The following is a 15,163-nucleotide window of genomic DNA, read 5'->3' on the forward strand; positions in this document are numbered from 1 at the left end:
AGCTGGATTCAAAGCGTACAAGGTGTCGAACAGACTTGATAGGGAACACGGTGTGATTCCGTGACTGTCCTCGCAGCTGTGATTACCGCCGAAAGGAACATAACCACTGTCCTGATGGATGGGAAGGGTTCTTAGTAGATAAAGGTATCAGTCAGCAGACCTGCCCTGTGTGCTTGTGTTTCACCGCTTCGAGGACTGAGCGGGTGGAGCGGCAGCTTCTGATGCTCTTTCCTTTACTAAAAGGGAGGATTTTTTTATGAAAAAAGTACTACATATGTTTTCTGCCCTATTGCTGGCAGCAGGCATCCTGGCTGGGTGCGGGACGACAGAACAATCCCAGCAACAAAACCAGCAAACAGAGCAGCAAGCCGAACAGCAAGTGACCGTAACACTTTCTGAAGGTGGAGAAGAAATCTCTTCGAAGGAAGTCAGCTTCGAGGAAGGCGACAATCTGCTGGATGTGATGAAAGAGAACTTCGAAATCGAAGAAGATGATGGGTTCATCACGTCAATCGACGGTCATAGCCAAGATGAAGAAAAAAGCAAATACTGGCTGTTCACTGTCAACGGGGAGATGGCACAAGTCGGGGCGAATGAGCTTGAATTGAAGGACGGCGATGAGGTTGTCTTCAATCTGCAAGCAGCTTAATGTTTACAACTCGTAAGCTGACGCTGCTGGCAATGCTGACGGCACTTGCAGCGGTAGGAAGAATATATGCGAACGTGCTATTTCCCTTTCTGCCGAATATGCAGCCGATGACGAGTGTCATCATCATTTGTTCGCTTTTGCTAGGTCCGGCTGCAGGCATCATTATCGCTGTTTTGTCCACGCTGTTATCCAATATGATACTTGGTATGGGGTTATGGACATTATGGCAGATGCTGGCCTGGGGGCTGATTGGTCTTACATTCGGTCTAGCTGGCAGGCTGTGGAAAAACCCGCCGCTGATTGTCATGACGGCTGCCAGTGTTCTGACAGGGTATGTATATGGTTTATTGATATCATTGCCTAATTTGTTCATAATGGAGCATTTCCTGGCGTACTACCTTGCAGGAATAAGTTTTGATACAATGCATGCGATCGGCAACGGTATTTTCTTTTTCATCTTGTATCCGGTTCTGCGCAGGCTGTTCAGCAAGTGGATTCCTGCGGAAGGTAAAAGAACCACTTCCTCTTAACAGGAAGTGGTTCTTCATATATGGGATAGTGCTTCTTTTGCGATAACCAAATCACTTAGCTTGATCGACTCGGTCGGACATTCTTCAAATGCCTCTGTTACATCCTCCTGCAATTTCTCTGGTACAGCGAAGGTACCAGTATTGCGGTCGAGCAGGACAAATGCCAGACCTTCATCATCATAATCGTATACATCGGGCGCGACAGCTCCGCATGTACCGCAGGCGATACAAGTATCTTGATCGACATATGTATACATTGCCATCCCGCTTTTCCCCCTTCCGCTTTCAACAAAGATGCTTCTTGCTTTATACTAAGTGTAGCGCGTACCGAAACGGAATACAAGCTTACAGAAAGGTTGGTTAGCATGCTTCTGGCATCTATCATCATCCATGCCGCTCAGCCCATCCGTCAGGAACGGAGCACAGCGTCCATCTATCATCTGCTGCAAGGCAAGCGTTCTGCCCAAACTTTGCAGGATGCCCATATGTATGGCCTCACCCATCTGTTCGGAATTTACCCGAAATTACAGAGACAGGTATTCGACCAGATAGCTGACGAAACCATCCAAGAAGAAGGGAAGGTTATCCCGGAAGACATGCCGTATTTCAATGGTATGGCCTATCAATCTCAAACAGAGCACTTCCTGTATCGGCTGCTTCTGCTCGTTCAGCTGCTTTCCAACCAAGCAAATGAGGAGAAACGGTATATACCTGTAACGGACAACCCTGCCATCCAGCATTGGATAAAACAGTTGTACCGACAGGAACAGCATCATCTGGATGACTGGCGAAACGGAGTGTATGAAGAGTTATACGGATTGCTCGAGAAACTGCCGCAAATACAAGCTGATTTATTTGTTGACCGATTAACAGGATATCAGCATATCGGTTTGACTACTGAACAGCTGGCAGAAAAATATCATGTGCATCATACGGATGTGCTCCTTTATCAAACGTCGACTATCCATCATCTCCTGCAGCACGCAGAAGGCGATACACCTTCCTATCCGCATCTTGCTGCACTTATGGATAGTCCAAAGCAGCAGATTCGGTCCATTACCTCCACAGCGCAAAGGACACGGACAATGCTTGAACGCGGTATGTCAGTAGAGCAGATTGCGCTTGTCAGAGGGTTGACAGAGAACACAATCAAAGATCATATCGTCGAAATAACCTGGCTCGATGGTGAAGCATTTTCCAGTCAATTTATTTCTGAAGCCGATGCAAATATCATTTTAGCGTGCGCCACGAGAGCCGGTACAAACAAACTCAAACAGATTCATGCTTTGCTGGAAGGGAAATATGACTATTTTCAGATCAGATTGGCACTGGCATTGCGGAAAGAGCGGGAGGTGAAAGCATGAATGCGGATTTGCAGAAAGCACTGCAGAAGTATTATGGCTATGATCGTTTCCGGACCGGGCAGGAGGAGATACTGGAAAGTGTCTTAAACGACCATCATACATTGGGAGTCTTACCTACGGGAACAGGGAAATCCATTTGCTATCAGCTGCCTGCATTCATGCGGAGCGGACAAGTTATCGTTGTTTCGCCACTTCTGTCTCTGATGGAGGACCAGGTGAAACAGCTGCGTGCAAGAGGATTCAAGCGGGTAGCGGCACTCAATAGTTTTCTTGATTTTGAAGACAAACAGCAGATCTTGCGGAAACTGCAGCATTATGACTTGCTTTACGTTTCTCCGGAGATGCTCCAAAACGACTTTCTGATCAATCGTTTGCAGTCACTGCATATCCAATTGTTTGTCGTGGATGAAGCACATTGTATTTCGCAGTGGGGACAGGAATTCCGTACCGATTACTTGCGACTGGCAGAAGTGATCCGAAATCTGGGCCATCCGCCAGTACTTGCTTTGACTGGCACAGCTACTCCAGAAGTACAAGCAGATATTCAGCATTTGCTTGGGGATTTGGACATGGATAAGCATATCTATCCGATGGATCGGGAAAATATCTCGTATTTTATCAAGGAAGTACAAGATCAGCAGGAAAAGAATGAGACGATGCTGGCTTTGCTCAGAAAGTTTCAAGCACCTACTATCATTTATTTTTCGAGTCGTAACATGGCTGAAAGCACGGCGGCCATCATACGGGCAAATATGCCGGACATGGCCTGTGCTTACTATCATGGAGGCATGGAGAATGAAGACCGGATATTGATCCAGCAGCAATTCCTTGCCGGCCAGCTGCAGATCATCTGCTGTACGAGTGCATTTGGCATGGGAGTGGATAAAGAAGATGTACGCCTGATCATTCACTATCATTTGCCAAGTGACAAGGAATCTTTCATCCAGGAAGTCGGCAGGGCAGGGCGGGACGGAGAAGAAAGTGTCAGTGTTGTTCTTTACAGCCCTGGGGATTGGCAAATACCCATCCACTTGATCGAACAGGATCTTCCGGAGCAAGCATCGATTCAGCAAATGCTGCGTTTCCTATATCAGCGGGTAAAAGCAGGGGAGCTAGAACTGCCTTCCTATGAACTGCTCATCCAGCATATTCCGATTAGTGAGACGCAATGGCGATTTTTACTTTATCAAATGGAGAAACATGATATAGTAAAGGGAAATCATCTGCATTATGAGGCAAATGCTTGGAAGGATTTCCTGGAACAAATAGAGAAGTTTGTTGGAGACAGGAAAAGACATAAGCTGAAGCAGCTGCAGCGCATGAAAGAATGGGTCTATACAGATACATGCAGGCGCCAGGCGCTTTTTGCAGACTTTCAATCTGATGTGCGCCAAGCAAAAGGCCGATGCTGCGATAACTGCGGCGATACCCTTACTGAATGGCAGGCGGTTCTGACCAAAGCACAGCCGGAACGTTCTGGCTGGCGTGAGCAGCTGTATCACCTCCTGCAGCAGTAAAACGGAAATGGAAGGATGGACACTTCATGGCAAAGACAGAAGAGAAGGATCAGAATCTGGAGGAGCTGGTGGCATCCGTGACACAGTCCCAAGGTGACGAGGATTCGCCACCGGAGACAGAAGAAACGGAACCAGCAGTTCAGCGTATCGATGTTCTTAATTTACCCCCGCGCCGGACAGTCCATGATGGACAGCGGACAAGCTTCCGCCTGCGCTGGAATGGAGGTATTGCCAGGTTCATCCTCCTGACGGTCATTGTTCTGGCAGTTATAGGGTTTATCCTGCTGTATACAGACGTACCGCTGTCGATACCAGCCTTATTTTAGTCCGTTTTCAGTTTGGACAACGAGGGTATTTTTAACTCAAAGATTAATATACTAACTATACGTACAAATCCTTTCTGTTCGAGGGTGAAAACCAACAAGAAAATGGACGCTCCCATTGGGGGAGTGCCGCGTACAAAACATAAAGCGAATCATATGCTATCTATATCTAGAATGGCATCCAAGGGGGAAAAGTGATGAAGTTAGAGCGCGTATCATTAAATCAATTCAAGATCTTTCTTACCTTCGACGATTTAATCGAGAGAGGCTTGACTAAGGAAGATCTGTGGCATGATCTTCCGGGCGTTCATCAGCTTTTTCACGATATGATGTATGAAGCAAGCGATGAATTGGGCTTTGAATTGGAAGGCACACTTTTAGTTCAAGTGCATATTCTTCAAGCACAGGGGATGCAGATCATTGTAACACAGTATCCGCAGACAGAAGACTTCGAAGAAGAAGAGGATTATATCGAGATGAAAGTGACACTTGACGAAAGCAGGGAGCTTATCTTCTCATTTACAGATTTTGAGGACATCATCAGCGTTGCACGTCAGCTGGACCAAATCGGCATTGAAGATGCTGCTGTGTACTTTATGAACGATCTTTACTATATGGAAATCCGCACGCTGCTCCATCCAGCAGCACGGGAAAACCTGATAGCGGTCATGTCGGAATTCGCCAATCCGAGTATCGTCACTTCGGTTCGGCTGAATGAATACGGCAAGAAGATTTTTGATAAGGATGCAATACGGCAGATCTGTACGTATTTTGCATAAGTTGCCGAAGATACCGGAGCATCTGCCGGTATCTTTTTGATTTTTGATTAAATACACGGTTCTCATTATCCATCTTGCTGCTTTTTTGTTAGAATGGATGTGAAGATTCGATGTGGTAATATCGCTAAACAAGATGGGGAAACATTTAGGAGGTACAGAACAGTGGCCGACAACGCTGCGGAATCTACCAACAACAAGCATAGGGACGTATTAGAATCGACACAGAGGGTCGTACAATCGGCTTTGCAGAAACTTGGCTATCCCGAAGAAGTCTATGAATTACTGAAAGAACCAGTACGGTTAATGACAGTCCGTATTCCAGTCCGGATGGACGATGGCAGTACGAAGATATTCACAGGGTACCGGGCGCAGCATAATGATGCAGTAGGTCCAACCAAGGGTGGCGTGCGTTTCCATCCCGAAGTAAGCGAGAATGAAGTAAAGGCATTGTCCATTTGGATGAGTCTGAAAGCAGGTATTGTCGACTTGCCTTATGGAGGCGGAAAGGGCGGTATCATTTGTGACCCCCGTGAAATGAGTTTCCGTGAGCTTGAAGGTGTCAGCCGTGGGTATGTACGGGCGATCAGCCAGATTGTCGGGCCTACAAAGGACATACCAGCACCTGACGTGATGACCAACTCCCAGATAATGGCGTGGATGATGGATGAATACAGCCGGATGGATGAATTCAATAATCCTGGTTTCATCACTGGCAAGCCAATTGTGCTGGGTGGTTCACATGGCAGGGAGACTGCTACAGCTAAAGGCGTTACAATCTGTTTGAAGGAAGCAGCCAAGCAGAGAGGCATCAGCATCGAAGGAGCGCGTGTTGTCATTCAAGGCTTCGGAAATGCTGGCAGTTACCTGGCTAAATTCATGCACGAAGCTGGCGCGAAAGTAATCGGTATTTCAGATGCTTACGGGGCGCTTCATGATCCGGATGGTCTGGATATCGACTATTTGCTTGATCGACGGGACAGTTTCGGAACAGTGACCAACTTGTTCAAGTCCACCATTTCCAACCAGGAACTATTGGAGCTTGATTGCGATATACTTGTACCAGCTGCGGTAGAAAATCAAATAACGAAAGATAATGCGCATAACATCAAAGCCCAGATTGTGATTGAGGCAGCAAATGGACCGACAACGTTCGAAGCTACCAAGATATTAACCGAACGGGGCATATTGTTAGTTCCGGATGTGCTTGCATCTGCAGGCGGCGTGACGGTCTCCTATTTTGAATGGGTCCAGAACAACCAGGGCTTTTATTGGACGGAGCAGGAAGTAGAAGAAAGATTAGAGAAAGTGATGCTGAAAGGATTCCAAAATGTTTATCAGACTGCACAGACAAGACGAGTCGATATGCGGCTGGCTGCATACATGGTGGGCGTCCGCAAAATGGCGGAAGCATCCAGATTCAGAGGCTGGATTTAATCATAATGGAAAACATGCTCTTATCCTGAAGCGAAAGGATAAGAGCTTTCTCTTTTATCGGGAAAAGAGATGGAAAGGAGCACTACAATGCAAAAAGAACGCGTTATTATTATAGGAGCAGGTCCATGCGGACTATCTGCGGCAATTGAGCTGCAAAAAGCTGGGATCGAACCGCTTCTGATCGAAAAAGGGAATGTTGTCAATTCAATTTATAATTATCCTACACATCAAACATTCTTCAGTTCAAGTGAGCGGCTGGAGGTAGGGGACGTCGCATTTGTAACCGAAATGAAGAAGCCTGTAAGGAACCAGGCGCTGGCTTATTATCGAACTGTAGCACAGCGACGTAATTTACGTATACATACATTCGAACGAGTGATGCAAGTGTCAGGCAGCATGCATGACTTTACGTTAACGACGAAGACGATAAAGGACGAAGAGAAACAATATAAAGCAGATTATGTTATTGTGGCAACTGGCTATTATGATCAGCCATATCTGATGCAAGTTCCCGGTGAGGATCAGCCGCATGTATTTCATTATTTTAAAGAAGCTCATCCTTATTTCGGTAAAAATGTAACGGTAATTGGCGGGAAAAATTCCGCTGTCGATGCTGTGCTGGAACTTCATAAAGCCGGTGCGAATATTACAGCGCTCTACCGCGGCAGTACATATTCGAAAAGTGTCAAGCCGTGGATATTGCCGGAATACGAATCTCTGGCGCGCAATGGATACATTGATCATAAGTTCAATGCGCATATTAAAGAAATCACTGAAACGCAGGTTATTTATGAAGCAGAAGGCGAGACGCATGTAGTTGATGCTGATTTTGTTTTTGCGATGACTGGGTACCGTCCCGATCTGAAACTGCTGCAAAGTATGGGCATTTCAATCCATCCAGATACAGGCAAGCCCGACCACGATCCTGAAACGATGGAGTCAAACGTACCGGGTATTTTCATTGCTGGTGTAATTGCTGCCGGGAACAACAATAACGAAGTTTTCATCGAAAATGGTCGTTTCCATGGCGGACATATTGCCCAGTCTATTGCTTCGCGCAACTGAAAGGAAGGAAATAGATGATAAAAGGGAAAGTCGTATTGATTACTACTGGCGGCACAATTGCCAGTGTACCGAATGAAGAAAGCGGAAAGCTTGCTTCAGGTGAAATGACAGGCGAGGAACTGCGCAGCCAGATTGACCTGCCAGATCATATTGAAGTAAAAGTCGTAAGTGCACTTCAAAAGCCCAGTATGCATATTACATTTGATGACCTGCTTTCATTAAAAAGCACAATTGAACAGCAGCTAAAGGATCCTGAAGTAAAAGGCATTGTGGTTACGCATGGAACGGATTCGCTGGAAGAAACGGCTTATTTTCTTGATTTGACCATAGCGGATGCCCGACCTATCGTTGTCACAGGTTCCCAGCGGGCTATCCATGAACTTGGTTCTGATGTGTACATTAATCTGCGCCATGCTGTTCTTACGGCTTATGATGAGCAATTACTGGATTGTGGAACGGTTGTTGTTTTTAATGAACGTATTTTCCCAGCAAAATATGTTAAGAAAGAGCATGCCTCCAATATTCAAGGCTTTAACGCTTTCGGATTTGGATATTTAGGTATCATCGACAATGATAAAGTGTACCTTTACCAAAAACCGGTCAAACGGAATACGTATGAGCTGAAAGGCAAGCTGCCTGATGTGGATATCATAAAGTGCTATCTGCAGGCGGATGGCAAATTTATAAAGGCCGCGCGTGAAGCAGGTGTTAAAGGTATCGTCTTAGAAGGTGTAGGGCGGGGACAAGTCGCTCCCAATATGAAAGATGAGATTCTTCAAGCTCTGCAGGCAGGCATCAAAATTATTTTGACGACTGCTTCTGAAGAGGGGAACGTATATACAACATATGATTATGAAGGCAGTGCCTACGATCTGTATAAGGCTGGGGTTCTATTAGGAAAGGACCAAGATAGTAAGAAGGCCCGTATCGAGCTCGCTGTAGCTCTGGCTTCCGATCAGGCAGATAGACTTATCTAGATTGCAGGAATTATTTCCTGTTTCTTTCCAGTAACATATTCCAAAAAAATAGAGCACATGGTACGATAAGGGAAGATTGTTAGTTGGAAGAGGTGCTATCATGCTTACCATCCTTTCCGCTGCTATTGCACCAGCCCTCGCGCTACTCACCTTCTTCTATTTGAAGGATCGTCTGGAGCCCGAGCCGCTCAGCATGGTATTGCGGACTTTCCTATATGGCGCTCTGCTTGTTTTTCCGATTATGTTCATCCAATACGCGATGAAAGCCGAGGGAATAAGTACACATCCGATTGTTTATTCATTCTTCACTGTCGGATTCATGGAAGAGTTTTTTAAATGGTTCGTCTTCCTGTACACAGCTTTCAGGCATACCGAGATGGATTCGGTATATGATGGGATCATTTATGGCGTCAGTATCAGCTTGGGCTTTGCTACGGTGGAGAATGTCCTCTATTTATTTGCGCACGGAGTAGACTATGCTTTCACACGGGCACTCTTCCCAGTGTCTTCCCATGCCCTTTTTGGGGTACTGATGGGATATTATCTTGGCAGAGCCAAATTCGGCAGCTATCATCCGCGTCTGCGCATTTTTGCAGCGATGCTGATTCCATTCCTGCTGCACGGATTATATGATTATATTTTGCTGATTGTTACATTCAACTGGATTTACGTGCTTGTACCTTTCATGATCATCCTTTGGATAATCGGACTTCGTAAAGTGAGAGCAGCAATCCAGCACCCTATCGAACAAATACAAACAACGAAATAAAAGAGTCAGGCAGTGAATCTGCCTGACTCTTTTTTTGTTGCATAATATGGGCGTGCCAGAAGAAAGCTATCGGTAGTCAGATCATAGTTAGGTTGGAGGAAATGAACAATGGAATGTAAAAAGATTCGGCTTTGCAAATTGTTTTGTGCCGGTCTGATGTTGATAGGCTTACTATTATCGGCACCTGTGCAGACTAATGCCTTTTCCGATCAGGTGATCCAGCACGGAGCAACAGGAGATGACGTAGTGGAACTGCAAGCGCGCTTACAATATGCAGGATACTACAATAAAACAATTGATGGTGTATTCGGGTGGAGCACTTACTGGGCACTGCGCAATTTCCAATATGAATTCGGCATGGAAATTGACGGTGTTGCAGGTCAGCAGGCAAAAGACAAGCTAGTTTCTATCACAAATTATGATAAAGCCTTTGTCATGCGTCAAATCGAGGAAGGAAATACCTTCACTTACTATGGCGGAACGCCACAAGAACAGCAAGTGAAGAAACGTGGTAACGGGGGTAATGCAGGCGGTGGCAACGCAAAGCCGCAGAACACGTCTGCAGTAAATGTTCCAAATGGATATTCACAAAATGATATCAAATTGATGGCCAATGCTGTTCATGGAGAAGCACGAGGAGAACCATATGTAGGTCAAGTGGCCGTAGCAGCAGTCATTTTGAACAGAGTAGAAGACCCTTCGTTTCCGAACACGATCTCTGGTGTCATATTTGAACCGCGAGCTTTTACAGCCGTTGCAGATGGACAGATTTGGCTGACACCGGACGAAACTGCAGAACAAGCCGTACTTGATGCCATAAACGGCTGGGATCCGTCTGGCGGAGCGATTTATTACTTTAACCCGAATACGGCTACCTCGCCATGGATTTGGGGCAGACCGCAGATTAAAACGATCGGTGAGCATATTTTCTGTATGTAGAAAGGAGAGCGAAGCATGTACAAATGGGTGATTATCGGTGTTTTGGCTCTGGCACTAACAGGAACAGCTATTTGGGGCTATAATGAACGCCAGGAAAAGAATGATATCAGGATGCAAGCAGAGAATAATTATCAGCGTTCCTTCCACGAGCTGACGTACCGGATAGATACGCTGCACGACAAAATCGGAGCGACGCTGGCAATGAACTCCAGAGAATCACTATCTCCGCAATTAGCGGAAATCTGGCGTTTATCTTCTGAAGCACATACCGATGTCGGTCAACTTCCATTAGCACTATTACCGTTTGAAAAAACAGAGAAATTCCTGACAAACATTGGTGATTTTACTTATAAGACAGCTGTCCGGGATTTGGATAAAGAACCACTGTCTGAAGAAGAAATGCAGCGCTTGGAAAAGCTGCATGAAAACGCGGGGCAAATAAAAGATGAACTGCGCAATGTCCAGAATACAGTTCTGGGAGACAATCTGCATTGGACTGACGTGGAGCTTGCATTATCAGATGATGAACCAGATCATTCAGATAATACGATTATCTCAAGTTTCCAAACTGTAGATGATACCTCTGGCGGTTTTTCTGATGAAAAAGACTTCAATAACGGTGCGCTGCCAGCCTCTAATGAAGAGCATAAATTTGAAGGTGTGACTGGAGAAAGAATCAATCAAAAACAAGCAAAAACTATTGCTGCGAAGGCGTTTGATTTGAATACGATCAGCGGCATTGAAGGCGGAAAATCCGGAAAAGGCTCTGATGTTCCGCTATACAGTCTCTCTTATCAAAAAGATGGGGAAAGCGGCTATGCGGATATCAGCCAAAAAGGCGGTCATATCCTTACACTTATGATGCAGAGGGAGCGACAGGAGCCAAAATTGGGATTGCATGATGCCCAGCAAAAGGCGCAGGATTTTCTAAAAGAGCAGAAGCTGGCGGATATGGAAATGGTTCAAAGCAGCCAGTATGATTCTGTCGGAATCTTCTTCTTTGTACCTGTTCAGGACGATGTGCGTATATTTGCAGATATTGTTCAAGTGAAAGTTGCGCTGGATAATGGAGATATTCTAGGCTATAATGCCCGTGACTATTTCATGAATCACCATGAGCGGGATTTACAGAAACCGAAGCTGACAAAAGAACAAGCAGCAGAAAAATTGAATCAAAATGTTCAGGTTCAGGAAACACATCTTGCCTTGATTGAAAACGACACGCACGAAGAAACGCTCGTCTACGAAATCATGGGCACTAGGAATGACGAAACATACCGCATTTATGTGAATGCTGATACAGGTAGAGAAGAAGAAATCGAGAAACAAACAACGACAGAAGCACGTTTCTTGCAAAGTACGTAAAGGGGAAAGGCAAACAGCCTTCCCCTTTTTGATTATTTTTGCAATAATAGGAAGAAAGGACGGTTTATGGGAAGAGGAGAGGCGTTTGCTGAAAATAGGCGGTACTTTAGTCTTAGAGAGAAATGATATAGCTAAAAATGAGGAATGGTCGCGTTATCGAGCCAAAGTAATCGACTTAAGAGAAGATACAATCTATATTGACTATCCGATAAATGAGCAGACAAAACGGACAGACATCTTTCCGTTAGGTACTGTTTTTAAAGCGTTATATGTGACAGAAGAGGAAGTCGCATTCACTTTTGAAACAATAATCCAGGGCAGAGAGATGCTCAAGGTGCCGGCATTGAAACTTTCGATGCCAGAGCATGATGAAATCAGGAAAATACAACGGCGTCAGTATGTTCGTATTATGACGAGTACAGATGTCGCAATTCATAGTGATGAAGCAGGAATTACTCCAATATCATCGATTACGCTTGATGTCAGCGGCGGGGGTATATCCATGCTTCTCCCTGAGAAGCATGGATTCAAGGAAGGAATGGGAGTGACACTGTATCTCGCTTATTCCTTGCAGAAAGAAGGTCCTGCTTTTCTGACTGCTTCCGGAAGCATCGTCCGTATCGTCCGTAATGGAAAAACGGGTAAAATTATTGCCAGTATCCGGTTCGATGAAATCCAGGAACGGGACAGACAAGCAATCATCCGTTTCTGCTTTGAGCGTCAGCGGGAACAGCGGAAAAAAGGACTTCGGATCAGGTAGACTTCAAATAGACCAAGCTGCTATCCTGTGTTATGCTTTATTAGGTTTTATTTCCGATTATGAATAGAAAAAGGATTGAATGAAATGAATTCGAAAACTATCGCTATCGCAATTGATGGACCTGCTGCTGCAGGCAAAAGTACGGTATCCAAACTAGTCGCTAAAAAACTGCAATTCGTCTATGTGGATACTGGAGCTATGTACAGAGCGCTAACGCTGACTGCACTCGAGGCTGGAGCTGATTTGGAATCTGAAGAGGCTTTGCTTTCGTTGCTGCAAGGCATCGATATTGTCTTGATGCAGCATGAAGACGGTCAAAAAGTGCTTGTAAACAGTAAAGATGTAACCGAAGCAATTCGTACGAATGAAGTGACAAATAATGTATCCATTGTTGCGAAGCATCCACTTGTACGCGAAGAGATGGTTAGACGCCAGCAACAGCTTGCAGCTGATAATGGAATCGTAATGGATGGCCGTGATATTGGAACTCGTGTCCTTCCGGATGCTGAAGTGAAGATTTTCATGATAGCTTCTGTCCAGGAACGCGCAGAGCGCCGTTATAAAGAAAATATCGCCAAAGGATTCGAGGCGGATCTGGAGCAGCTGAAAGAAGAAATACGTCTTCGTGACAAGCTCGACTCGGAGAGAGAAGCATCTCCTTTAGTAAAAGCGGAAGACGCTGTTGAAATCGATACAACGTCACTATCCATTGATGGTGTTGTAGAAAAAATCCTTCAAGCCGTACACGAGGCTCTCGGAAGATAAGGAGTAAGGATTATGTCATTATATACCATAGGTAAAATGATCCTCAGTGCCGCCTTTTATCCAATGTTTCGTATAAAAGTGTATGGCAGGGAACATGTTCCTAAGGAAGGACCTGTCTTGGTCTGTTCCAATCATATCTCCAATTTCGATCCGCCTATATTGGGTATTACATGTCCGCGCGACATTGCCTTCATGGGAAAAAGCGAGCTTTTCAAGCCTAAGCCGCTGGGCTGGCTCATGAAAAACCTGAATGTATTTCCAGTGAAGCGGGGCATGCAGGACCGCGGGGCACTTCGTGTGGGGTTGGACATATTGGCAGAAGGCAAGACGATGGGATTATTTCCTGAAGGAACCAGAAGTAAAGACGGCAAGCTAGGGGAGCCCCTTCCTGGAATAGGCTTCTTTGCCATGCGTTCGGAAGCGAAAGTTGTGCCTTGTGCGATTATCGGCTCTTATAAAGGGGTAAAACCATTGAAAGTCATCTATGGCCCACCGATCGATATGGAAGAGCTGAGAGAGCGTAAAGCACCAGCCAAAGAAGTATCACAGGTGATCATGGATGAAATTCAACTTCTAATGAATAAGCATGTCGGATAGATGCCCTATCACTTGACAAATATCTTCAAATGTTAGAAGTTAGAAAAAAGGACATTTCTATGTTTTTTTACTTATGTTTTGTCTCGTAAACTGAAGGAGGTCTCTTTGATGGATGAAATGAATGAGCAAGCTACGGATTTCAAGGAATTGTCTGTAGGCGATACTGTAACCGGTAAAGTGGTGAAAGTGGAAGATAAACAAGCTTTGGTAGACATCGGCTACAAAGTGGAAGGTATCCTGCCAATCAGCGAATTATCCAGTCTTCATGTTGAGCGCGCTGCTGATGCAGTGAGTGAAGGTGAAGAGTTGACACTAAAAGTGAAAAAAGTAGATGACGAAGAAGTCGTCCTATCCAAGCGCGCAGTTACTGCTGAGCTTGCATGGGAGGACCTGGAAGCGAAATTCGAATCCGGAGAAATCTTCGAAGCAGAAGTCAAAGAAGTCGTTAAAGGCGGTCTTGTTGTAGATGTCGGTCTTCGCGGATTCATCCCTGCTTCCCTTGTGGAAACATATTTTGTGGAAGAGTTCGAAGGATACAAAGGCAAACCGCTTACGCTGAAAGTGGTCGAGCTTGACCGCGAACAAAACCGTGTCATCCTTTCTCACCGTGCAGTAGCGGAAGAAGAGGAAGCTTCCAAAAAGCAGGAAGTGCTTGACAGCTTAGAAGCTGGTCAGGTAATCGATGGTACAGTACAGCGTTTGACTGACTTTGGTGTCTTCGTCAGCATCGGAGGAGGAATTGATGGTCTAGTCCACATTTCCCAACTTTCACATGAGCATGTGGAAAAGGCATCTGATGTCGTGACTGAAGGTCAAGAAATCAAAGTCAAAGTGCTAGGTGTCGACAAAGAAAACGAGCGCATCAGCCTTTCCTTGAAAGAGACACTCCCTGGACCATGGGAAAACATCAGTGATCGCGCACAGGCCGGGGATGTATTGGACGGAGAAGTGAAGCGCTTAGTGAGCTTCGGTGCATTCGTTGAAGTATTCCCTGGTGTGGAAGGCCTTGTCCACATTTCCCAAATCGCTAACCGTCACATCGGTACGCCGCAGGAAGTGCTTGAGCCAGGTCAAACAGTGCAAGTAAAAGTTCTTGATGTCAACGAAAGCGAAAAACGCATGAGCTTGAGCATCAAGGAATTAGAACAAGATGAAAATGATGCTGTCATCAAGGAATACGAAAAAGAAGAAGAGCATTCAGGCTTCCAGCTTGGTGATATTCTCGGTGACAAATTGAATAAGTACAAGCAATAATTGAAAAGACCAAGGTTGTCCTCATGACATCCTTGGTCTTTTTTTGTCCTCGGTGTATAGTTTTTCGCCTCACTTG

At 45.4% G+C, this 15,163-nt stretch carries 17 protein-coding genes and 1 riboswitch; of the genes, 16 read left to right on the top strand and 1 reads right to left on the bottom strand.

What is annotated here, in order from left to right; translation table 11 throughout:
• Nucleotides 1-3 precede the first annotated feature (3 nt).
• A riboswitch (cobalamin riboswitch) is annotated at nt 4-182 on the top strand.
• Between the two features lie 74 nt (nt 183-256).
• The gene (locus SFC25_RS02890) at nt 257-649 is read left to right on the top strand and encodes a DUF4430 domain-containing protein (RefSeq protein WP_411213845.1); all 393 of its coding nucleotides are present in this window, start codon (nt 257-259) and stop codon (nt 647-649) included.
• A complete protein-coding gene (locus SFC25_RS02895; RefSeq protein WP_411213846.1) occupies nt 649-1,179 on the top strand; it encodes an ECF transporter S component in 531 nt (176 codons plus the stop codon). Before SFC25_RS02890 ends, SFC25_RS02895 begins: the two co-directional genes overlap by 1 nt.
• Before the next feature lie 14 nt (nt 1,180-1,193).
• Here the strand turns inward: SFC25_RS02895 and SFC25_RS02900 are convergent, their stop codons facing one another.
• Nucleotides 1,194-1,442 carry a ferredoxin gene (locus SFC25_RS02900; RefSeq protein ID WP_411213847.1) on the bottom strand — a complete coding sequence of 83 codons (249 nt, stop codon included), beginning with the start codon at nt 1,440-1,442 and terminating at the stop codon, nt 1,194-1,196.
• Nucleotides 1,443-1,544: 102 nt separating this feature from the next.
• Here SFC25_RS02900 and SFC25_RS02905 point away from each other — a divergent pair, with 102 nt between their 5' ends.
• The 14 genes from SFC25_RS02905 (at nt 1,545) to rpsA (ending at nt 15,087) form a co-directional block, all read left to right on the top strand.
• Nucleotides 1,545-2,543: a YpbB family protein gene (locus SFC25_RS02905; RefSeq protein ID WP_411213848.1), complete on the top strand. Its 999-nt coding sequence runs from the start codon at nt 1,545-1,547 to the stop codon at nt 2,541-2,543.
• A complete protein-coding gene (locus tag SFC25_RS02910) occupies nt 2,540-4,060 on the top strand; it encodes a RecQ family ATP-dependent DNA helicase (protein ID WP_411213849.1) in 1,521 nt (506 codons plus the stop codon). Before SFC25_RS02905 ends, SFC25_RS02910 begins: the two co-directional genes overlap by 4 nt.
• Before the next feature lie 26 nt (nt 4,061-4,086).
• Nucleotides 4,087-4,386 (top strand): hypothetical protein, encoded by a 300-nt coding sequence (locus SFC25_RS02915; protein WP_411213850.1) that lies wholly within the window; start codon nt 4,087-4,089, stop codon nt 4,384-4,386.
• A gap of 194 nt (nt 4,387-4,580) precedes the next feature.
• A complete protein-coding gene (locus SFC25_RS02920) occupies nt 4,581-5,162 on the top strand; it encodes a genetic competence negative regulator (RefSeq protein WP_411213851.1) in 582 nt (193 codons plus the stop codon).
• Nucleotides 5,163-5,324: 162 nt separating this feature from the next.
• Complete coding sequence (locus SFC25_RS02925; protein ID WP_411213852.1) at nt 5,325-6,596, top strand: Glu/Leu/Phe/Val family dehydrogenase; 1,272 nt, start codon at nt 5,325-5,327, stop codon at nt 6,594-6,596.
• A gap of 87 nt (nt 6,597-6,683) precedes the next feature.
• Nucleotides 6,684-7,661, top strand: coding sequence for a YpdA family putative bacillithiol disulfide reductase (locus SFC25_RS02930; protein ID WP_411213853.1), 978 nt, complete (start codon nt 6,684-6,686; stop codon nt 7,659-7,661).
• Nucleotides 7,662-7,675: 14 nt separating this feature from the next.
• Nucleotides 7,676-8,638 carry an asparaginase gene (locus SFC25_RS02935; protein WP_411213854.1) on the top strand — a complete coding sequence of 321 codons (963 nt, stop codon included), beginning with the start codon at nt 7,676-7,678 and terminating at the stop codon, nt 8,636-8,638.
• A gap of 100 nt (nt 8,639-8,738) precedes the next feature.
• Complete coding sequence (gene prsW, locus SFC25_RS02940; RefSeq protein ID WP_411213855.1) at nt 8,739-9,407, top strand: glutamic-type intramembrane protease PrsW; 669 nt, start codon at nt 8,739-8,741, stop codon at nt 9,405-9,407.
• A 156-nt stretch (nt 9,408-9,563) separates the two neighbouring features.
• Nucleotides 9,564-10,346, top strand: coding sequence for a spore cortex-lytic enzyme (gene sleB / locus SFC25_RS02945; protein ID WP_411214199.1), 783 nt, complete (start codon nt 9,564-9,566; stop codon nt 10,344-10,346).
• 15 nt (nt 10,347-10,361) lie between these two features.
• The gene (ypeB, locus tag SFC25_RS02950) at nt 10,362-11,711 is read left to right on the top strand and encodes a germination protein YpeB (RefSeq protein ID WP_411213856.1); all 1,350 of its coding nucleotides are present in this window, start codon (nt 10,362-10,364) and stop codon (nt 11,709-11,711) included.
• An 85-nt stretch (nt 11,712-11,796) separates the two neighbouring features.
• Nucleotides 11,797-12,471 carry a flagellar brake protein gene (locus SFC25_RS02955; protein ID WP_411213857.1) on the top strand — a complete coding sequence of 225 codons (675 nt, stop codon included), beginning with the start codon at nt 11,797-11,799 and terminating at the stop codon, nt 12,469-12,471.
• An 84-nt stretch (nt 12,472-12,555) separates the two neighbouring features.
• A complete protein-coding gene (gene cmk / locus SFC25_RS02960; RefSeq protein ID WP_411213858.1) occupies nt 12,556-13,236 on the top strand; it encodes a (d)CMP kinase in 681 nt (226 codons plus the stop codon).
• A 12-nt stretch (nt 13,237-13,248) separates the two neighbouring features.
• On the top strand, nt 13,249-13,833 hold the full coding sequence (locus tag SFC25_RS02965; RefSeq protein WP_411213859.1) for a lysophospholipid acyltransferase family protein: 585 nt from the start codon (nt 13,249-13,251) through the stop codon (nt 13,831-13,833).
• A 108-nt stretch (nt 13,834-13,941) separates the two neighbouring features.
• A complete protein-coding gene (gene rpsA, locus SFC25_RS02970) occupies nt 13,942-15,087 on the top strand; it encodes a 30S ribosomal protein S1 (protein WP_411213860.1) in 1,146 nt (381 codons plus the stop codon).
• The last annotated feature ends 76 nt before the right edge of the window (nt 15,088-15,163 follow it).

The sequence above is a fragment of the Terribacillus saccharophilus genome (assembly GCF_046592595.1).
Taxonomy (GTDB): Bacteria; Bacillota; Bacilli; order Bacillales; family Amphibacillaceae; genus Terribacillus; species Terribacillus saccharophilus_C.